Here is a 20,583-nt window from a genome sequence, read left to right on the forward strand (position 1 = left end):
CCGAGTCCCGTGCCTGCTTGGCGTACTTGTTCGCCTCGTCCGCCGCATGCCGCGCCCTGGCTTCGGCTTCGGCTGCTTGCGCGGCGTTCTTCTTGGCCGTCGCGGCGGAGCGCTGCGCGTTGGCGACCAGGCGGTTGACCTCCGCCACGTGGACCGCGGCGTCGAAATCCTGCTTGGCCGCCTTGAAGTGGGCGACGCCGACGAAGTCCCGCAGCATGGACGGCGGACCGGCCAGCGCGACCTCGGCAGCGGCCTTCACACGAGCACCGCCCTGGTGCATGATCCGTAAGGTTTCGGCACGGTCGTCCACCTCGCGAGCCGCGTACTGGCCTACGTCGAGGAACTCCCGCAGCCGGTCGGCGGTCCCGGCATCGATGGCTGCGCTGCCCCGCTCGTTGACCGAGGGCCCGCCGTCCTTCATCAGCTGCAGGATCTCGACACGGTAGTCGTCAGCCTGTGCCGTGTGCTGACCCGTGGTGAGGAACTCCTTGATGTCGTCGGGCGATCCGGACAGGGCAACCAGTGCCGCCTTCCTCACCTTCGGCCTGTCCGAGTCCGCCAGGTGACCGACCCGGGCACGATCGTCCTGCTCGGCCGCAACCCTGCGGCCGGCGAGCAGCCACTGCTGGACGTCGGCGCCGGCACCGGACAGCGCATCCGCTGCGGCCTGCTGCGTCCAGGGACCTCCGGTGACCATCAGCCGCATGGCGGCCCGGCGGCCCTTGGTGACGGCCGTACCCGCGTCGGTGTCCTTCGCTGTCGCCTCGGCGAGGAGCTGTTCGGTCTCCTTGTCCTGCCGGGCCGATTCGGCCCGCTCCCAGGACAGGTCCTCGTCCTGCTCCTTGTCCTTGTTCTTGAGGTCCTCGGCAGACTGGACGGCCTGTTCCTTGTCGGCGTCCAGCTCGGCGGCTTCGGCCTTGCGTGCGGTCTGCTCGACGGTGCGGGCCTGCTGCGCCGCCTTGCCGGCGTCGTTGGCCGCGCTGATCGCCGCGGTGGCGCACTTCTTGGCCTTGTCCGCCCACCGGTCGGCCTGGCCGGCGTGTTGTGCGGCGTCCTCGGCCGCGTCGGCGGCCGCATCGGCGTGCTTGGCGGCGCTGTCCGCGGCAGTGTGGGCTTCCTTCGCCGCAGCGGCCGCTGTATTGGCCAGCGTTTCGGCCGCATTGGCGGCCCGGGTCGCGGTGGCTGCTGCCCGCCGGGCCCTGACCGCGGCCACCGCCGCGCGGTGTGCCTCCGCACCCGCCGTCGCCGAATAGGTCCCTGCCTCGGCCGCCGCAGTCGCTGCCGCTGCCGCGTGGGTGCCGGCGCTGGCCGCCGACTGCGCGGAGTTGACGGCGTTGAAGACGGCCTTCATCGCGTTGAGCGCGGCATCCGCGGCGGTGCGTGCGCCGGCCGCGGCGGCACGGGCGTCCTGGGCCGCCTTCCGGGCGGTCGACGCCTGGCTCGCGTCCTGGGCCGCGGCGTTCGCCGACTGGTAGGCGCGCGATGCCGCCTGCCCGGCGGCGGCTGCTGCCGAGGCCGCGGCGGAAGCGGCGTTCGCAGCTGTGCGGGCCGCAGAAGTGGCGGTGTTGGCCGCCTGAATGGCAGTGCGTGAGGCATTTGCGGCCGCGTCCGCCGCGTCCGCCGCCCTGCCCGCGGCCCCCGCCGCGCGCTGGGAATCGTCCTTGGCCGCGGCGGTTTCCCTGGCCGCGCGCTGTGCAGCCTCCTTGGCCTGACGCGCGGCGTCCTCAGCGCGGGAGGCGGCCTCCTTGGCGGCGTCGGTTTCCCGCTTGGCCCGCTTGCCGGCTTCCGCGGCCGTGTCCGCGAGCTGAGCCACGGTCAGTGTCTCCTGGTCGCGGGAGCGCGCCACATGCTGACCGTTGTCCAGAAACTCCTTGATGTCCTCGGCCGAGCCGCCCAGTGCCGCCTGGGCGGCCTTCTTCACCTCGGGTCCGCCGTCGTTCAGGATCTTCAGAGTCTCGACCCGGTCGTCCTCACGCTGGGCCTTGTACTGCCCGGATGCCAGGAACCCCGCGAGCGCATCGGCGGAACCGTCGTCGAGAGCCTTCTGCCCGGCCTCCTTCACCGCCTTGGCGCCGTCGTTCATGGCCTGCAGGACGGCGACCCGCTGGTCATCCGCGAAGGGCTTCCGAATGCCCGAGGCCAGAAATTCCCGGGTGGCTTCAGGCGTCTTCAGCGCCTCCTGAGCGGCGTCGCGCACACCCTTGCCGCTGGAGTTCAGCATGCGCAGCACCGTCAGCCGGTCGTCCTCCTCGGCTGCGAGCCGCCGGCCTTCGCCGAGAAACGCCGTGATGTCCGTGTCGGAGCCGGTCAGGGCCCGCTCGGCGGCTTCCCTGGTGGCCCGGCCTCCTGTCCGCCAGGCCTCGACCGCTCTGGCGCGTTCGCTGAGGGGAGGCTGAGCCTCGGCGGCCGCCGCCGAGGGCGCCGCCACGGCCACAGTGGTACCCAGCACCCCTGTACAGAGGGCCAGAACCATCGCGAACGTCACCGCGGATCGTGTACTGCCCTCTCGAAATAACCGAGTTCTCTGTCTTCGCATATCCCCTCGAGACTGTGCAGGGCCCGTCGACGGGCCTGTCTTCCGACGCCAAGCGTCGCGGCCGCGTATGTTTCCACAGCGAATCGGACGCGGAGAACCACACGAGGGTGATCCAGCCAAGTACGACGACTCGTCACGAGTAGGTACCGAAGAGGCAACGGTCGCATCATCGCCAGGAGTCGGACATCACAGCAGATCAGAACAATTCGAAGCTCAAATCACCAACACTGCTGCGATGTGTGGCTCATGCCACATTTGGCAGGCATCGTGGAAAGCGGATCCAGGTGATACCAATAGGCGAATTAGCCTGATTGGTCGAGGAGTTCGCCTGCCGTCACCCGGCCGGCGACGCGGGAGCGTGCCTCCTGAGTTCCCGGCGCCGGGCCCCGCATACGTGTCTCGTATGCGGCATTTCCATGCACTGCGTGACGAGGGCGAGGAACCATGAAGCGATCTTCCCGACTGCTGGCCGCCGGCATTGTGGCCGCTGCCGCGGTGATGCAGGGCGCAGCCGTGGCAGCGGCCACGGACCAGCCGGACGACCCGGGAACCACGACGGAACCGTCGGCGGTCGAAGACTTCGCCTATCCGCAGGCCGACAAGATCTTCAAGGAGAAGGGCATCCTCCTCAAGCGCGGTGACGGGCACATCGTGCTCGCCACCTGCGACAGCCGTCCCGATCTGGTCGAGATGTCCACCCGCGACTTGGGGAAGTTCTGCTTCCGCGTCACCGGGAAGAAGGGCTATCTGAGCATGGAGCTCCCGCGGGTCTACGGCATCAAGGGCAACGACTACAAGCTCCGCGCCAACATGACGGTGAACAACCGCGACGTGTCCTTCGACATCACGAAGAACGCCTGGACCCCGGTGGGCGAGACTGCGGACCCCACCCACCGTGACCACACCCTGCTGGAACTCGTCGCCACCAGGTGAGTGACGCCCCGCAGTACCGGTCCGACGAAAGCAGGCGCGGCTCGCCGCTGCCCGGCTCTCGCTGCATTCCCACAACTCCAGAGGGAGACACAGATGTTCGGCAGGAAGCCACGCCTGGCGTGGTTAACCGGAGTCCTCACCGCCGGCATCGCGGCAGGTCTGCTCACTGCCGCACCGGCCCACGCCGTGGTCGGCCCGGCGGTCAAGGACGGTGATTACGCCTTCACCGCGCAGCTCGACCTCGGTGGCCAGCGCAGCTGCACCGGAGCGCTGGTCGACCCGCGATGGGTGATAACCGCCGCCCGGTGTTTCGCCGATCGGCCCGATCAGAACACCAAAGTCGAGCCCGGCGCCCCGAAGCTGAAGACCGTCGCCACCATCGGCCGTACCGATATGAGTGGCGACAAGGGGCAGATCGCGGACATCGTGGAACTCGTGCCCCACGCGGACCGGGATGTCGTCATGGCGAGACTGGCCAAGCCGGTCTCCGGGATCACACCGGTGACGGTCGCGGCCGATCCCGCCGCGCAGGGCGAGACACTGCGGGTCACTGGTTACGGGCGCACCGAGGACGAATGGGCACCCGAGCGCCTGCACTCCGCCGAGTTCACCGTGAAGGCGGCGGACACCACCTCGTTGAAGATCGGCGGGGCGGACCCCGCCAATGCCGCCATCTGCGCGGGCGACACCGGCGGCCCCGCTTTCCGGACCGTGTCAGGACGACCGCAGCTGGTCGCCCTCAACAGCACATCCTGGCAGGCGGGCTGCTTCGGCGTCGACGCGGCTGAGACGCGCAGGGACGCGACCAGCACCCGCGTGGACAACCTGAACTCCTGGGTGCAGAACGTCCGATACCGTCCGGCCTTCGCCGGCGCACCATGGGCGAAGGCGACCCACATCGCCACGGGGTACTTCACCGGCGGCTCGGCCGGCGGTACCCGGCACATGGACATGATCGTGCGCTGGACCGACGCGGAGGTCACCCTTTACCAGGGCTCCGACGAGAGGGACGGCCGAGGCCCCTTCTCCACCGAGTACCAGCTGGCGGCACCGCCGAAGCCGGGCAAGACGAGCATCTGGCAGTACGCCAAACAGTTCACCGGTGCCGGCTTCGGGGGCGGCACGGACGGGCTGATCGTGCGCTGGGGCGACGGGGAGCTGACGCAGTACGCCCACGTCGACAAGAGCGGCTTCCACGCGGAGAAGCAGCTCGCCAAGCCGAAGAACGACAAATGGCCGCACGCCCGGCAGATCGCCATGGGCCGATACACGGCCAACGCCCAGCGCGACGACATGATCGTGACCTGGGACGACGGCCGGGTCACGCTCAACAGCGATCTCGCCACCAATGGTCTGAATGCCGAGAAGACACTGATGAAGGCGAACACAGCCTGGAAGGAAGCGGATCAGATCACTGCGGGCGAGTTCACCGGTAAGAAGACGGCGGACCTGCTCGTCCGGTGGTCGGACGGTGCCGCCAGCATCTATCCAGGCGTCGATGCCGATGGCTTCCACGGCGACATCAGCGTCCGCCCACGGATGTCCTTCTGGAAGAACGCGACGGTGGTAGCCGCCGGTGCCTTCGCCGCCAACGACCGGGCCAACGACATCATGGTGCGGTGGGCGAGCGGGGCGGTCAGCCTCTATCCGGGCGTAGACGCTGCCGGTACGCACACTGAGATCCAACTCGTCCACTGAACGTGACCCGCTGACGGCCCGGCCCGCCGCCGGATTCGGCGGGCCGGGCCGTCAGCGGCGCCGTCCGGCCAGGCGGCAGAGACCCGCACCCCTCACCGTCGTCCAATGCCTGCGCCAATTGCGGCCACAGACACCATTTCAGGAGGTCGGCACCACTATGAACGCCGTGTCGCCAGCGCCTGCCACGGCTTCGCAGTGAGCGGACCACCTGACCAGCGGCTGAATCACCTGGTGGCTCATAACAGCGAGCGGCAATCCCAGCCCGCAGATACTGCGGTAGCTGGCCGAGCTTGTGCTCGACCAGGTCTTTGCCGACCCCGAGAGCCCGGCTCACGCCTCCCGGAACGTCCTCGTGTGCGGCGCGGCGACTCGAAACAAAACAACCACCACTGACCTGACGCTGGCGGCACCGGCTCCCCACCGTGCGTGGGACCGAAAGACCGACTCCGGGCAGCGGGAGACCCCTGGGACTTTTCTGGGACTTCCGGCTGCGTCAACAGGCATGAGCCTGAAACAGCCGCAAGGTCATTCACGCACGTCAGGAGCGCGTAACCCTCCATCACAACAGGTCACGGCGCCCCCTGGTCTCTTCCGGGACATCTGAGGGGCGGGTGCCGCCACACCCCCGTCTGACCTGCTACTTAGCGGGGCAGGGAGGGGTGCGGCGGCATCTCTGACTTCTCTGGGACTTTGGGCCCGGGGCGGGGCTACGGGCCACGCTTCGCAGGCCCGCCGACCGGCTACGGCTCCGCGAAGATCGCGTCGATGGCGGCACTTCCCCGTGCGCCGGCGCGAGGCAGGAAGTGGGAGTACTTCCGCAGCGTGAACCCGGGGTCGGAGTGCCCCGGCCAGCGTGCCAGGGAGACGATCGATTCGCCGACCTCCAGTTCCTCGGAGGCGAAGACGTGACGCGGGGCGTGGAAGCCGTGCTCTCGGGACGGCTCCCACACGCGAGCACCGTCGACGCTGCCTTCCTCCAGCGGTGCGATCACCCCCGCCGTGGCCAGAGCGGGCTTCCACACCTAGGAGTTGAAGAGTCGGTAGCGGTCGGGCAGTGCCTCCCGTACCGCCTGCTGTGACCGGGATGGTCCACCGTGATCGGAAGGCGGCTCGCGGGACGAGCGCACGCGCAACGGCTGGTATTACTGGGGCATGCAGGAAGAGACGGCACGCTCCGCGATCGACACATTCATCTCCGCGTTCAACGCCTCGGACGACAGCTATGTGACTGCCCTGCTCTCCCAGGCCTTGACCTCAGACGTGGTCTTCTGGGGGCCGTTGGGTCGCAGCGAAGGAATCGCGGCGGTCGAGCGGTTCGTGCTGGACATCCGGCGCCACCCGGCGGGGACCGGCACGATGGTGCGCAGCTCGGCGGTGGACATGCCGCACGAGTGGGCCCGGTACCAGTGGGTCTTCACCACACCGGATGGAGGCCCCCGTCTGGCGGGAACGGACGTCGTCCATCTGCGGCGGAGCCTCATCGACCAGGTCATCGTCTTTGCGGGGGAGATCGAGCCGTCCACCTCCTGAGTCGTCCTTCTGTGAGCTGCCGGGGCGCACGATCTGCTTCAGCTTCTGCCCCTCCTTGTCGGTCAATCTGCGGATACGGACAGGCTCAGCCACCGCGCCTCCAGCGGTCGAATGGACGTCACCGCACGTCCAACCGTCACGACCACCAACCCGGCGAACCTACGCGGCCACTGCCGGGGGTGGGGGGGCCGGAGGACCGACTGTGCTGGACCGACATGGATTGCGTCCGAGGAGACGGTCCTCGACGGCGGCCCAGAGAACTCTGGAGAGCGTCGCCCGGACCAGACGGATCGAGGTCGGACCGAGGTCCTTCTCCAGCCGCTTCTTCCAGTGGCGCAGGACTTCCGTGCCGATGGCGTTGAGCGGCCGAGCCCCAGGTGGGGCACGATGTGCCGGCGTATCCTCTGCTCGATCCGTTCGATCGTGGACGGGTCACCGCTCTGGGTGGGCCACCAGTGGGTCGCGATGTGGTCCTTGAGGGAGATGGCCCGTCGCGGGTATCGACGAACTCGCCTCGGCGTGCGTCGGTCTGGACCTGTGCGAGCCAGGTTTTGGCGTCCTGGAGGGCGTCGAAGGAACGCTCCTTGACGCCGGGGATGCCCTTGACTCGGTAGCTATCGCCATGACGCCGCAGCCTAGTGATCAAGCCAGTTGAGACGATCTCAGTGGTCAGCGCCGGCCATCCGCAGGGCGCGGTGGCCGGCGGTCATAGGGCCGACGCCGTCGCCTCGCATCCACGATCCATAGGGGCGGTGACGGCGGGTGTGAAGACTCGGTCCGATTGAGGCAGGCGCGCGGCGCGAGGGCTACGTGCCTTCGGTGACTGTGCTGGACGGGCGGTAGTGGGCGCCGGCGAGGACAAAGTCCACCAGTTGTGTTGCGTTATCGGCGTAGTCCGCCTCGAAGTCGGCCTGTTCGTCGACGGGCGTGACCAGAAAGCGCTGTATCAGGGTGCTGATCACGGTTTCCAGGATGAGCGGGGTGGTGGAGTCGTCGGCGACTTCGCCGCGCTGGACGGCTCGGCGGAGGATCTCCGCAACTGCCTTGCTGTGCATATGTCTCAGCTCGGCCACGGCCTGTCCGAACAGCTGGGGGTAGATCTTGGCCTCGACTGCCGCGCGGAGTCGCACCAGGCCGGCTGGGCCGAAGAACGACTGGCGCAGAACACCGGTGGTGGCGATGAGGTCACTGCGCAGTGATCCGGTGTCGGGTAGTTCGTCGGTGAAGCGCTGCGAGGCGAGCGCGCTGACAATCAGTTTCTCTTTGCTGTCCCAGCGTCGGTACAGCGCCGCCTTGCCGACGCCGGCCCGTCGTGCCACCAGGTCCAGGGTCAGCCCGGACCAGCCGACCTCTCGGTAGACGTCGAGTGTGGCGGCCAGAATCCGCGGCTCGATGTCCGGATCGGCAGGGCGGCCGGGCCCTTTTCTGCTGGGGGTGTCTTGGGGCACGAGGACGAGTCTGCCATGGCCGGACAGCGTTGGTGCAGGTGGCGGGCGGCGCCTGGACGAGAGGCGAGGTCGGGGCGTCGACGAGCGAAGGTGGCGTGGACGATGACCCAGCGGAGGGAAGCCTGACACCCAGGGGGCGGATTTCCGGCCAGCGCGCAGCGGGCGGTTTCTTCCGCCTCGGCCAGGTTGCCGCAGAGAGCTCCGCGACAGCGCGGTGCACGTGGAGTCGGGCACGGCGTGGATCGTCAGGGGTGGGAGAACTCCATGGTCAGGTCGATCAGACGGAGCGCCATGACGGGTGCCCGGGCTGTGAGCGGTGCAGCGCAGTCCATGAGCCAGGTGATCAGGAACTCGCCGCCGGAGGGTGCTGCGTTGAGCAGGTGCTCCGCGACCCGCTCAGGTGCCGCTCCGGCGGCGGCGAGAGTCGAAGCGGTCCTGCCGTGCAGCATGGCGCGGGTCGAGGCGGGTACGGCGTCGGCAAGGGCGTGCCGTAGGAGATCGTGGCGGAAGACCAGTCGGCCGCAGCAATCGTGGAGAAGTCCAGCGGCGTGGGCTTCCGCGACGATGCTGAGCAATTCGTGGGTCGGTCTGTCAAGGATGGCCGCAAAGAGCCCGCCGCCGCGCCCGTGTCAGTGATCCATGGTCGGTCCGCCCGAAGGCCGAGCTGCCCCTCCCACCCGAGCCGGCGCACTGAGTGCCACGCTACGGTTTCCGGTCGACCGGGCGAAGCCCGACGGGCTGTCCAGGAAGATCGCCGTGACAGCGCCAGAAGGCCGCCACCCTGCGGTTCGGCCAGTTGCCGCCGGCGCTGCGGCGCCTGCGGCAGACCGACAAATCGGCCTGGGTGAGGACCGGCAGCGCGAGCGAGCCAGGCAGTCGTGCCCTCCTCGTCCGCCCGAGAAGTCTCCGTGGGAGAGCGAGCTGGCCGCCAGGGCCGGCCCGACGAAGGCAGCCTGCCGAAGGAGCTTGCGTGGGGTTGCGACACGACGGAACGTCCAACGGCCGGGAGCTCTACGCACGACAGGGACGTGCCACCGGCCTGGCGCGGGTCCGCTGGTCAAGAGCCTGTTCCCTCCTCATTTGACAGCTTGAAGCTCAGAGACATAGCGTCACACCACCAATTACAGACGAAGTCCGTCTGTAATTGGTGGGGCGTGACTCGCCGCCTTGGCGTGCCCCTCAGGGAACCGGGCAAGGCGCGGCGGGAGCACCACCGTCGAGCACCACCTCGCACGGCAGGACACGCCCCACCAACTGTTCGACCGATCCAGTGGAAATCCATCGGCGTCGCGAGACCGCGCGGCGCCGGCCGAAGGAGGCTATTGATGCGAGTACGCCTAGAAGCAGAGCGCTGTGTCGCGTCCGGGCAGTGCGTCCTGGTCGCCCCCACCGTGTTCGACCAGGACGACGACGGTGTCGTGGTGCTGTTGAAGGAACAGCCGGGCGAAACCGAGCGGGAGGCGGTGCAGCAGTCGGTTCAGCTGTGCCCCGCAGCCGCAATCAGGGCCGAGGCGTGAGGTGAACACCCCCGCCATGCCACCACCGAAAAGCTTGGAAGGTCCGGAACACATCGTTGTCGTCGGCGCGGGAGCCGCCGGGCTCACCAGCGTCGAAACCCTACGCCGAGAGGGATTCACCGGGCGGCTGACCCTGATAGGCGGTGAGTCGAGCCCGCCCTACGACCGTCCACCATTGTCCAAACAAGTCCTCGCCGGCACATGGGACTTCCCGCAGTTGCTGCTGCGCCCCATGGACCACTACGCCGGACTCGACGTGGAACTGCGCACCGGATGCCGCGCGAGGGGACTCGACCTGCCAGGGCGCACGGTCCATTTCGACCAGGGCGGGCAACTGCCCTTCGACGGCCTCCTGATTGCCACGGGAGTCGCGCCGCGTCGACTGCCGTTCGCAGAAGGCCTGGACGGCGTCCACGTCCTGCGCGGTGAGCACGATGCCGCCGCACTCCGTGAGCACCTGTGGCAAGAACCTCGCGTGGTCGTGATCGGCGCCGGCTTCCTGGGGCTTGAGGCCGCTGCAGTTGTCCGCGACCTCGGCCTGGACGTCAGCGTCGTAGACCCGCAACCAGTCCCCATGGAACGTCAACTCGGTACACAGGCAGGCGCGTTGGTTGCCGGACTGCATCGCGAACGTGGCGTGCGGCTGTACACCGGGCGAGGCGTCACGGACCTGGTCGGCGGCGCGCGGGTGACGGGCGTACGGCTCGGCGACGGCACACTGTTGGACGCCGACTGCGTGCTGGTCGCCATCGGCGCCACACCACAGGTGGAGTGGCTGCGCTCCTCCACTGTCCCCCTCGCGGACGGGGTGACGTGCGACGCCTACTGCCAGGCCGCGCCCGGCGTCTACGCCGCCGGAGACGTCGCCTCATGGCTCAGTGCCCGCTATGGGCGGCGGATGCGTCTGGAACACCGGATGAACGCCACCGAGCAGGGCATCGTGGCGGCCCGCAATCTGCTCCACGGCAACGTGGAGACGTACGACCCGCTTCCGTACTTCTGGACGGACCAGTACGAGGTCAAGATCCAGGTGTACGGCGTGATCCCGGCCGGAGCCGAGATGACCGTCGTCGAGGGCGACCCCGCCGAAGGGGCGTTCGTGGCCCTCTTCCACGCGGCCGGCCGTCCCGCCGCAGTACTCGGCTGGAACAGCCCCAAACACCTCCGCCGGTACCGGCAGCAACTGCTGGAAACCACTTCGTTCGAAGTCTGTGAGACAGGTGCCTGACATGAATCCGGAAACCGCGCAAGCCACCCTCGCCAAGCCCTTCCCCTGGCCCCGCCTCCCCTTCGACCCGCCGGAGATCTACGCCTGGCTACGAGAGGAGCGCCCGGTCACCAAGGTGACCACCAGGGCCGGCGAAACGGCCTGGCTGGTCACCCGCTACGACGACGTCCGCGCCGTACTGGGCGACCCGAGGGTCAGCGCCGACATCCGCCACCCGGGATTCCCCCTGATCTTCTCCAAGCACGAGGAATCGGAGCAGGGCAGCACCCGCTCCTTCCTGCGGATGGACCCGCCGGAGCACACCCTCTACCGGCGCCTGCTGTCGAAGAACTTTCAGGTCAAGCGAGTGGAGGCGATGCGACCCGCGGTTCAGACGCTGGTCGACGAGGCCATCGACACGATGCTCACCGGCCCGCACCGCCCCATCGACCTGGTCCAGGCGCTGGCGCTGCCGGTGCCCTCCACCGTACTGAGCTGGATCCTGGGCGTACCGGTGGAGGACCAAGCGTTCTTCAACAAGATCGCCGAGCAGCTGGGACACCGGGGCGACGGCTCCGACCCCACCGTCATGGACCAGGCCCGGGACGCGCACGCGGAACTCCATGCATACGTGTCCCGGCTGGGCGCTGCGCGGGAAGCTGCCGAGGACCCCGGCGACGACATCCTGGGGCAGCTGGTCAAGGCGGCCCGGGAAGGCGTCATCCCGCCCGAGCAGGTGGCCAACATTGCCCTGGTGCTGACCATCGCGGGCCACGACACCACCGCCAGCATGACCGCGCTGGGAACCCTGACCTTGCTGCAACACCCCGACCAGCTCGCTGAACTCCGACAGAACCCCGCACTCATTCCCCACGCCATCGAAGAACTGCTGCGTTATCTCACCATCGTCCACCTGGTGGTCACGCGCGTGGCGACCGAGGACATCGACGTCGGTGGCGTGGTCATCCCCGCAGGGGAAGGCATCATCCCCCTCAACTTCGCCGCCAACCGAGACGACGCCCACTACCCCGATGCGGACCGATTCGACATCCACCGCCGGGCCCGCGACCACATGGCCTTCGGCTACGGAGTGCACCAGTGCATGGGCCAACCGCTCGCCCGCATGGAACTGCACGTGATCTTCGAGACGCTGCTGCGCCGCATCCCCACGCTGCGACTGGCCGTCCCTGTCGAAGACGTCCCGTTCAAGACGTGGGCAAACATCAACGGCGTGTTCGAACTGCCGGTGACCTGGTGACCTGAGACCGGCACCGTCTCGGCCGGGCGGCCGAGACGGTGCCGTCGCTGCCGGCGCGGCTGACCGGGCCGAGCATCGGTGCGCCGTCAGCCGCGCCTGTCATCTGCATCCGTGGATGCAGATGAGCCATCGGCGCGCCCCCTGATACATCTCCCCGGCCCTTCATGTCGCCCGCCACCTTTCCCCGTTCGTCTGCCGTTCGGCGCATCGTAGGAAGTCCGCCTCGTGAGCAAGCACCATTCGACCGCATCAACCACCCGCAGCAGCAGCGCAGTCATCGGCGTACTCGCCGCGGCGGGGATCACGGTCTCGCTGATGCAGACCCTGGTCGTGCCACTCCTCCCCGACCTCCCACGCCTTCTGCACACCAATGCCGCCGACGCCTCCTGGACCATCACGGCGACCCTGCTCGCGGGCGCGGTGGCCACACCGGTCATCGGCCGCCTCGGCGACCTCTACGGCAAGCGGCGCCTGCTGCTCATCAGCATCGCCCTGCTGGTGCTCGGCTCCCTGGTCTGCGCACTGACGGACTCACTCGCCCCCATGGTGGCGGGCCGGGCCCTACAGGGCATGGGCATGAGCGTGGTTCCGCTGGGCATCAGCCTGATGCGCGACGTCCTTCCGCCCGAACGGTTGGGTGGCGCACTGGGGTTGATGAGCTCCTCCCTCGGTGTCGGCGCCGCACTCGGCCTGCCCGCCTCGGCACTCATCGCACAGCACGCCGACTGGCACGTGCTGTTCTGGGGCGCGGCCGGGCTGGCCGTGGTCATGGCCCTCCTCGTCCTTTTCCTCGTCCCCGCCACACCGGCCACCGCAGCCGGAGATTTCGACCTGGTAGGGGCACTGGGAGTCGGCGCGGGCCTGGTCTGCCTGCTGTTGCCGGTGTCCAAGGGGGCCGACTGGGGATGGGGAAGCCCCACCACGCTCGGTCTGTTCGCGGCTGCGATCGTGGTGCTCCTTGCCTGGGGCTGGTGGGAACTTCGTACGCCGGCCCCGCTGATCGACCTGCGGGCCACCGCGCAGCGGCAGGTGCTGATGACCAACCTGGCCTCGGTCGCCGTTGGTTTCGCCATGTACGCCATGTCGTTGATCGCGCCCCAACTGCTCGCCCTCCCTGAGGAGACCGGTTACGGGCTCGGCCGGTCCATGATGGCCGCGGGTCTGTGGATGGCGCCCTCCGGTCTGGTCATGATGGCGGTTTCGCCCTACGCGGCCAGGCTTTCGGTCGCGCGCGGGCCGAAGACGTCGCTGCTGGTGGGGGCCCTGGTCATCGCGGCGGGCTACGCCCTTGCGCTACCGCTGATGGGTCAACTGTGGGGTGTACTGGTCGTCTCCAGCGTCGTCAGCGCGGGCATCGGCCTGGCTTATGCTGCCGTGCCCACGCTGATCATGGACGCGGTCCCGGTGGACGAGACGGCGGCGGCCAATGGGCTCAACAGCCTGATGCGCTCCATCGGCACCTCGGCCTCCAGCGCCGTGGTGGGTGTCGTACTGTCCCACATGACCATCCCTGCGGGAGCGGTCACCGTGCCCAGCCAGGCAGGCTTCCGCATGGGATTCGCCCTGGGAGGAGCCGGGGCCGTGGTGGCCGCCCTGGTGACCCTGTGCATACCCGGCCGACGGGTGGCCGCGACACAGCCGAGCACGGAACCTGAACCGGCCCAGTTGGTGCGGTGGCAGACCGGCCGCGAGCTGAGCTGACCGATCCTGAGGAACGGGCAGAGCGCTGGAGGCGCATCGCCTGCTCCGGCTGTGCCCGCCCGTGCTTTCACGGGTTCGGCACAGGGGACGCGGGAAGGTCGCCACGGCTGCCCGTCCCCGTACCCCTCGTGCCGACACACGGACGGCGGCTATGGAGCGGCATCATCAGCTGGCGGCCTCATGCTCCGGCAGTCCTGAGCTGCTTCTTCATTCCGGCGATTCGTCCGCAGTACTCGCTGGCGGCCATTCACGGCTGCCGGCTGCCTCGGTGCGCAAGGGCAGCACCCGGAGTGACCGGCGACGGAGCACAGACGAATGACCAACTGTCCGTCATCGTCCCTGAGTGCAGCCACAGCCGGGTGGAGGGAACTCAGTCGCGTGGGGATCGCAACCACCGGCGCGCCGACCTTCGACCGATGGCTCCGTGAGCGACCTCCTCGGCATCGGGGTCGGCAAGACGCACCCGTCCCTCGGCGACCAGTCGATCGACCAACTCCTTGGCCTTCGCCCGTCGAGCAGTATCAGAAGCCGATCGGATCAATCCGTGACGGGCAGGCACTCGGCGAGCAGGGCGACGATGTCACGCCAGGCTCGCTGTGCGTGCCGTGGGTGGTAGCCGACGCCGGGAGGCACGGTGTGGTCGACCGGTGGGTGGTGGAGGGCGTGAAGGGCTCCTCCGTAGACCACGAGGCGCCAGTCGACGCCCGCGGCCTGTATCTCTGCGGTGAACGCCTCCCGTTGCGCGGGCGGCCTGATCGGGTCTTCCGACCCGACCCCGGCCCATACCGGGCAGCGAATGCGTGCCGCCTCGCCCGGTCGGCCCGTGGTCAGTGCGTTGACTGTCCCAATCGCGACGCCCGCGGTCCGGTCGGGGTCGGCCCGTGGTTCGGCACGCAACACGTCGAGCGCGGCGTGACCGATTCCTCGCATGCGGTCGGGATGGGCGAGCAGCGGCATGCAACGGGCCAACATTTCCTCTGGGTCTTCCACATAGCGTCCGCCGTGGAGGTCGAAGGCCAGCGCCACGTACCCCAGCTCGGCCAGAGCCTCGGCCCGCCGGCGCTCGACCTCGCTGAGCCCCATCCCCTCGGGTCCGATCAGGACTGGGGCGGCGCGCGTCCAATGAACCCAGTGATTCCGGGGTCTTCGCGGATCACATTTTCCGCGGCAAGACGGCCGGACGTCGGCAGCGACTGGCCGCCCTGCCCGCGGACGCGGCAGCCTGCTTGGCCTGGCGGGCGGCGTCGGCGGCGCTCTCGTCGGACACGTGGCGTCGTGCGCCGACTTCTTCACGTCGTCGGCATACCTCTGGGCCTCGGTGGCCGAGTTCCGTGCCTGCTTGGCGTACTTGCTCGCCTCGCTCGCCTCGTCCGCCGCACGCCGGGCCCTGGCTTCGGCTTCGGCTTCGGCTTCGGCAGCCTGCGCGGCGTTCTTCTTGCCGTGGCGGCGAGCGCGGCGCGTTGGCGACCAAGCGGTTGACCTCCGCCATCGTCCACTGGACATGACCGCTGACGGCCCGGCCGCCGCCGGATTCGCCGGGCCGGGCCGTCAGCGGCGCCGTCCCGACCCGGCGGCATGCACCCGCGCCCCTTCACGGCCCCACGTCTCTGCCAACTGCGGTCTCAGACACCATTTCAGGAGGCCGGCACCACTATGTCACCGTGCCGCCAACAGACGAGGAATCTACTTGGCATGCCATACAGCTCGCCGAGCAAGATCGCTTGGCATCACGAATTCTCCAGCATCTGCCACGGCTTCGCAGTCGGCGGACCACCTGGCCAGCAACGTTGAACCACATGATGGCCCATCAGGGCGAGCGGCGACCCCCAGCCCGCAGATCCTGCGGCAGCCGGCCGAGCTCGTGCTCGACCAGGTCTTCCCGCAACAGGCAGGAACCTGAAACAGTCGCAAGGTCATTCACCCAGGTCAGGAGCCCGTAACCATCCAACACAGCAGCTCACGGCGCCCCCTGGTCTCTTCCAGGACATCTGACGAGCGAGCCCACCAGCCCCCTCCTGACCTGTTCCGATACGGGTCCGAAAGGGGGCTGACGGGTGCCGGCGGTGGCCTTCGGACGGTTCAGCGGATGAAGTCGATCTCGGGGTACTGGCGCGAGGGGCCGTCGAGCAGGTGGCTGGACCGGTGGTTCAGGTGCTTGTCGAAGAAGGCGGCGACGTAAGTGCGTTGGACCTCGATGGAGCGGTTGGGGTCGATCGTGCCGAGTGCCTGCTGCATTACTTCCGGGGTCACCCCGAATGCGCCCGGCGCCTGGGGGAACAGGACCTGGTTGTCGACGAAAGAGTTGTGCCCGGAGCCGCGCAGCTTCAGGTCGAGCCGCTCTCCGTGCAGGTTTTCCCAGAGCCGCGCCCAGCTCCCGTCGGTGTTGCGGTTGTGGTGCTCGGAACTGAACAGCATGTAGGGGCGGTCGAGCCGCTGGTGCTCCGACGAGCCGAAGAGCTGGCCGTCCAGGTTCGCGCCGGCGTCGATCCTGGAGTCCGCGTGCATGGCAGCAGCCACCGATCCTCCGCCGAGGGAAGCGCCGAACATCCCGATGCGTTTCGTACTCACGGCCTGGGTCAGGCCCTGAGGGAGCGGCTTGTGTTCCACATCCGGGTTGTGACCGCGGGCGAGCTCGGCCAGCTGGTCGATGACGAAGTGGGCGTCCGCCGCCCGGACGTCGATCAAGTCGCGCGATTTGGTGCCTGGCGGCAGCATGCTCGCCTCATGTCGCCCGCCGGGGAACACCACATCGCCGGTGTCGTGGGTGTGGTCGATGGTGACGACCAAGTAGCCGCGGCTGGCCAGGTCCTGAACCAGTGCCGTACCCGTCGCACGGTTCCCACGACCGCCCGGCGAGTACAGCAGCACCGGCAGCTTGCCGGCTTTGCTGTCAACCGGAGCACCGGTGTGCCCGGCAGTGGTGGGCAGGGTGACCCCGCCGGGCAGCACCTGCTGGCTGTTGGGGAGAAGTGCGGCGGGGTAACGGGAGGTGTGTGTGGCCGGGTACCACAGCGAGACCATCAACTCGCGCTGCTGTCCGGGCACCCACGGATCCATGCGTTTCGAATCGCGCAGGTGAAGGTCGACCGTTCCGACGCCATGACGCCCGGTCGGGGCGGGGAGAGTCAGCTGGCCCGGGGCGGGCGCCACCTTCAAGGACGCCGCCCGGCGCGGGTGTTGCGCCGCATGGCCCAGGCCCACCGCCTGGCCGGGGGCTTGCGCCGCGTCGTCCAAGGCCACCATCTGGCCCGGGGCCTGTCCCGCGTCGTCCAAGGAAGTCGCACTGGACATGGGCGCACTGGTGGCCTTCTCCGCGGCGGTGGCCGGCGCGATCCCGGCGCCCAGGGCGAGGGTCAGTAGTCCCGTGGTGCCAGCGACCCGGGTGCGCAACCGGCTCTGGCGCCTTCGTGCGTGCTTCATCGGCAGCCCCCTCCATGGTGGCGTTCGCCACGTGATCAGCTTTCGGCTGGCGGTCATCGTATATGCAGTTTTGCCGGGGCCGGGCCAACCGACCTGATAGTGCCGGGAGTTATCCCTACGGCGGTGGGCGAGGTGAGCCCATGACGCGTCCAGAATTGTGTGGTGTCGAGTTCGTGCCACTGCCCGTCGCCCTACCCCTGCGGCCGGCTATTTCGGTGGACACCTATGCGCTGAAAACTGTCCGTCGGGGCTCGTGGAGCGTGCCGCCGAGTTGCGCAACGCCGCGTGTCCATACGGGATACGCGCGGGAGAAATGCCTGGTGCGACCGGGGGCAGTTGTCGGCGCACGGCCACTCGACATCGTCACGGAACCAGTTGCAGTAGCAAGGCTCCCGGGCGGAAGAGGGCCGGCGTGAGCGACCGTTCCGCTGTCTCGGTGCGATGGCTGCCGGAGCACCTGCCCCGGTCAGAAGGCCTCTATGGAAGATGGCTGGTTCACGCCACCGTCGGATGGCGGGCATCGGATCCAGGAGTTCGTTGCCTTTGCTCACCGTTTTCACTGAGTGCTTTCATTACGCGGCAGTTCGTAACTACTGACCTCACCAACCCACCCCTGGGGGATTTGCGGATTCCCTCAGGAAGGGAGGCTTCGGGGGCAGCCTTCAGCGCAACCGCAACTGTGCGTGAGGTGCCGAACGCGGAACGGAATGAGCGGTCAACCGGGCTCGGTCGGCGGCCGCGTGGGAAATTCTGCCGGGGCCAGGGGATGCCGACGACGCATAAGCGACCTCCGGCAAGGGTGAGTTGAGCCCCGTTTCCACAATGGGCCGGCAAACAACCACAATGTGAACGGCCTTGTGATTATCCTGTGTTCCCAGTATTCATACTGGTTGAGTTGCCGCACGGCCATCCCCACACGCCGAGAGGACGCTGTCCTGCACGCCGTTGCCCGCGCGCCCCGTCCGCACCGCACCCGACGCCGCGCCGACATGCCCATGCTCGGAGGCGTCCGCCCGCCGATCGCCGCACTGCTCTGCGCCCTGCTGGCAGTTGCCGGGTTGACCGCACTCGGTCTCGGTACCGTTCACGAGCAGGGTGTCCCCCAGGCCCTACGTGACGCGGAACGCCAGATCGCCGAGGATGCCGCCGACTCGGTCGGTACCTCCATCAACGCAAGTGCCAGGGCAGTGCGCCGTTCCGCGGCGTCGGACCCGCCCGCCGGCAGCAGTGATCCGGCGGCAGCGCTGCGGTCCCTTCTCCCGGCCGGGCATCCGGTGGGGGGCGGCGTGCTGCTCGACCCGCGCACCGGCCACCCGCTGGCGGCCAGTGGTGAGAAGGTGCCGCTGGCCGGGGTGGACGCGGCGGCTCTGGTGCGACCCGATACCGGCAACATCGCGCCGCGGATGGCCGTTTCAGGCAGTGGCGCACCGCGGGTGTTGCTCTTCGCCCGGGTGACCGTCCCCGCTGCGGGCCGCAAGCAGGACGAGAACCACGATCAGGCAGGTGACCTGACAGGGGACCAGGAGGACAAGGAACGCGCACTTCTGCTGGTCGTCTCGGAAAAGGTCGCCGCTCCGGCGGTGTACGGCGAGGGGCGCACCGGTCAACTGGTGGACCGGAACGGAAAGGTGTGCGCCACCGCCGCCACCGTCGCCACCACCGGCGCGGCCCTGGCACCCCCTGCCGGTCACCGCGCGCTGCCCGCCGCCGCGGCGAACGCCGCGCACGCCGGTCTCCCCACCGGCGACGTCTCGGGCAGCGTGCTCGGTGCCGGGCACGACGGGCTGCGCAAGGTCACGGGGTGGGCGTCGGTCGCCGCGGGGGACGGCAAGGGCGACGCCTCCGGCCTGGGACTGACCGTCCTGACGGGCCGGGAGGTGCCTCCGGTGAAGGACGGAGCCGACCATACGTGGTTCGCCCTGGTGGCCGCGGGTGCGCTGGTGGTGATCGCCGTACTGGTCACCCTGGTGCTGTGGGCCACGATGCAGCGTCCGCTGCTGCGGCTGCACCTGTCCGCTGCCCGGCTGGCCCGGGGCGTCGGCGAAGAGCCGGAGGAGCGGGAGGAGTGGGTACGGCCGGTGCCGCCGGTGCTGGGGTTCGGTGAGCCCGGCAGGATCGGCCGGGCGCTGGAGTCGATACGCCGCCAACTGCTGGGGGAGACGGGTCCGGAGCCGGAGCCGGAACCAACGGGGCGGCGCCGCCCCGGTGTCCGGGCCCTGGTGCTCGTCTGCGCACTCGTGATCGCCGCGTGGGGAGTACCGCTGCTGTTCCTGTTCAACCGGGTACCGGCAGCCAAGGCCGTACCGGCAGCCGCCGTCGCCGACCAGCGGGCACGCACCGAGTCCGCCGCCGACCGGGTGCAGCGGTCCCTCGTCCGGAGCCGAACCGACCTCGCGGCGGCGGCGTCGGCCCTCTCCGGTGCGCCACCCGAGCGGGCGGCGGAGGTGCTGCGGCGCGAACAGGCCGACCACCCCACGTTCCGGTCGCTGTATGTGCTGGACCGCACCGGTGCCGTCGTACGGCAGGTGGGCAAGCAGCCGGTGCGCACTCTCGTCCACCCCGCCGGCGGCGGAATCACCCAGGTCAACACGTCGGGCAAGATCCCTGCCATCGCCACCTACGCCCGGATCCCCCCGGCCGGGAAGGCCAAGGGTGCCAAGAAGGCCGAGGACACCGCCCCGGCTGTGGTCGTCGCGGAGATCGGCGTCGACGCGCTGGACGACCTGGTGTCCCGGCCCGGGCTCGGCAGCGTGTGGCTGACCGACGCGCACCACCGGGTGCTCGCGGCGAGCGTCGGCTTCCAGGCCTTCCAGCCCCTTCCCAGCCAGCGCCTCACCCGCCTGGTGGCCAGGACCGACGCGGCACCCGGCAGCGCGGGCACCCCGGCATCGGCCGTACTGCACGCGGGGACGGCCCCCGGCGAGGGTCTGTCGGTCGCGGCCGCCGCGCCCCTGGCGCAGACGGGTCCCGCCGCCGGACTCGGCTGGCGGGTGGTGTCCGCCGAGCCGGCCGCGGCGCTCAAACTGGCGGCATATCAGGTCCAGGCACGCACCATGCTGGCCGGGCTGCTCGCCCTGTCCGCGGGGGGCGCCTGCCTGGGCTGGCTGCACATCGTGGTGGTCAGACCGCTGCGCACGCTCACCGCATGCGCGGAGCGGCTGGCCGGCGGCGACCGCCGCACCGTGCTGTTCCCGGTCCACCACGACGAGTGCGGTTCGGTCACCCGCAGTCTGGAACTGCTCCGGCAGGCGCTGGTGGCGCGGGACCGTGGCGCGGGAGCCGACCTGGCCGCTGTCCCTGCCCCCTCGTTCGAGTGCGGCAGCGCACCGTAGCAA

At 69.2% G+C, this 20,583-nt stretch carries 14 protein-coding genes; 8 read left to right on the forward strand and 6 right to left on the reverse strand.

What is annotated here, in order from left to right; all coding sequences use genetic code 11:
• A partial coding sequence (locus EST92_RS11855) for an ALF repeat-containing protein (protein ID WP_216849092.1) occupies window positions 1–2,428 on the reverse strand: 2,428 nt, incomplete at its 3' end.
• Window positions 2,429–2,980: 552 nt separating this feature from the next.
• On the opposite strand from EST92_RS11855, the gene EST92_RS11860 reads away from it, so the two are divergent.
• Together EST92_RS11860 and EST92_RS11865 are read left to right on the forward strand one after the other, a co-directional pair.
• The gene (locus EST92_RS11860) at window positions 2,981–3,469 is read left to right on the forward strand and encodes a hypothetical protein (RefSeq protein WP_174243987.1); all 489 of its coding nucleotides are present in this window, start codon (window positions 2,981–2,983) and stop codon (window positions 3,467–3,469) included.
• Between the two features lie 93 nt (window positions 3,470–3,562).
• Window positions 3,563–5,167, forward strand: coding sequence for a trypsin-like serine protease (locus EST92_RS11865; RefSeq protein ID WP_129280909.1), 1,605 nt, complete (start codon window positions 3,563–3,565; stop codon window positions 5,165–5,167).
• A 740-nt stretch (window positions 5,168–5,907) separates the two neighbouring features.
• On the opposite strand, the gene EST92_RS11870 is transcribed toward EST92_RS11865, so the two are convergent.
• Window positions 5,908–6,189: a hypothetical protein gene (locus EST92_RS11870; RefSeq protein WP_254068778.1), complete on the reverse strand. Its 282-nt coding sequence runs from the start codon at window positions 6,187–6,189 to the stop codon at window positions 5,908–5,910.
• Window positions 6,190–6,319: 130 nt separating this feature from the next.
• On the opposite strand from EST92_RS11870, the gene EST92_RS11875 reads away from it, so the two are divergent.
• Window positions 6,320–6,697, forward strand: coding sequence for a nuclear transport factor 2 family protein (locus EST92_RS11875; protein ID WP_129280910.1), 378 nt, complete (start codon window positions 6,320–6,322; stop codon window positions 6,695–6,697).
• Window positions 6,698–7,503: 806 nt separating this feature from the next.
• Here the strand turns inward: EST92_RS11875 and EST92_RS11890 are convergent.
• Window positions 7,504–8,145, reverse strand: coding sequence for a TetR/AcrR family transcriptional regulator (locus EST92_RS11890; protein WP_129280911.1), 642 nt, complete (start codon window positions 8,143–8,145; stop codon window positions 7,504–7,506).
• 245 nt (window positions 8,146–8,390) lie between these two features.
• Window positions 8,391–8,720 carry a hypothetical protein gene (locus EST92_RS11895; protein WP_129280912.1) on the reverse strand — a complete coding sequence of 110 codons (330 nt, stop codon included), beginning with the start codon at window positions 8,718–8,720 and terminating at the stop codon, window positions 8,391–8,393.
• Window positions 8,721–9,470: 750 nt separating this feature from the next.
• Here EST92_RS11895 and EST92_RS11900 point away from each other — a divergent pair.
• The 4 genes from EST92_RS11900 (at window position 9,471) to EST92_RS11915 (ending at window position 13,828) form a co-directional block, all read left to right on the forward strand.
• Window positions 9,471–9,662, forward strand: coding sequence for a ferredoxin (locus EST92_RS11900; protein WP_129280913.1), 192 nt, complete (start codon window positions 9,471–9,473; stop codon window positions 9,660–9,662).
• Between the two features lie 16 nt (window positions 9,663–9,678).
• A complete protein-coding gene (locus EST92_RS11905) occupies window positions 9,679–10,890 on the forward strand; it encodes an FAD-dependent oxidoreductase (protein ID WP_129280914.1) in 1,212 nt (403 codons plus the stop codon).
• Window position 10,891: 1 nt separating this feature from the next.
• Window positions 10,892–12,127 (forward strand): cytochrome P450, encoded by a 1,236-nt coding sequence (locus EST92_RS11910; RefSeq protein WP_129280915.1) that lies wholly within the window; start codon window positions 10,892–10,894, stop codon window positions 12,125–12,127.
• A 225-nt stretch (window positions 12,128–12,352) separates the two neighbouring features.
• Complete coding sequence (locus tag EST92_RS11915) at window positions 12,353–13,828, forward strand: MFS transporter (protein WP_275540874.1); 1,476 nt, start codon at window positions 12,353–12,355, stop codon at window positions 13,826–13,828.
• Window positions 13,829–14,365: 537 nt separating this feature from the next.
• Here EST92_RS11915 and EST92_RS11920 read toward each other — a convergent pair.
• Window positions 14,366–14,929, reverse strand: a complete 564-nt coding sequence (locus tag EST92_RS11920; protein WP_129280933.1) for a dienelactone hydrolase family protein — start codon at window positions 14,927–14,929, stop codon at window positions 14,366–14,368.
• Between the two features lie 978 nt (window positions 14,930–15,907).
• Entirely contained in the window at window positions 15,908–17,305 is a 1,398-nt protein-coding gene (locus tag EST92_RS11925; protein ID WP_254068779.1) for a hydrolase, read from the reverse strand.
• 932 nt (window positions 17,306–18,237) lie between these two features.
• Here EST92_RS11925 and EST92_RS11930 point away from each other — a divergent pair.
• Window positions 18,238–20,580 carry a HAMP domain-containing protein gene (locus EST92_RS11930; RefSeq protein ID WP_129280916.1) on the forward strand — a complete coding sequence of 781 codons (2,343 nt, stop codon included), beginning with the start codon at window positions 18,238–18,240 and terminating at the stop codon, window positions 20,578–20,580.
• The last annotated feature ends 3 nt before the right edge of the window (window positions 20,581–20,583 follow it).

It is taken from the genome of Streptomyces sp. TM32 (assembly GCF_004122755.1).
In the GTDB taxonomy this organism is placed as follows: Bacteria; Actinomycetota; Actinomycetes; order Streptomycetales; family Streptomycetaceae; genus Streptomyces; species Streptomyces sioyaensis.

Excerpts from the sequence above, each read along its gene's own strand:
- EST92_RS11860 (WP_174243987.1), top strand. The coding sequence starts at position 2,981 with ATGAAGCGATCTTCCCGACTGCTGGCCGCCGGCATTGTGGCCGCTGCC.
- EST92_RS11865 (WP_129280909.1), top strand. The coding sequence starts at position 3,563 with ATGTTCGGCAGGAAGCCACGCCTGGCGTGGTTAACCGGAGTCCTCACC.
- EST92_RS11875 (WP_129280910.1), top strand. The coding sequence starts at position 6,320 with ATGCAGGAAGAGACGGCACGCTCCGCGATCGACACATTCATCTCCGCG.
- EST92_RS11900 (WP_129280913.1), top strand. The coding sequence starts at position 9,471 with ATGCGAGTACGCCTAGAAGCAGAGCGCTGTGTCGCGTCCGGGCAGTGC.
- EST92_RS11905 (WP_129280914.1), top strand. The coding sequence starts at position 9,679 with ATGCCACCACCGAAAAGCTTGGAAGGTCCGGAACACATCGTTGTCGTC.
- EST92_RS11910 (WP_129280915.1), top strand. The coding sequence starts at position 10,892 with ATGAATCCGGAAACCGCGCAAGCCACCCTCGCCAAGCCCTTCCCCTGG.
- EST92_RS11925 (WP_254068779.1), bottom strand. The coding sequence starts at position 17,305 with ATGACCGCCAGCCGAAAGCTGATCACGTGGCGAACGCCACCATGGAGG.
- EST92_RS11930 (WP_129280916.1), top strand. The coding sequence starts at position 18,238 with ATGCCCATGCTCGGAGGCGTCCGCCCGCCGATCGCCGCACTGCTCTGC.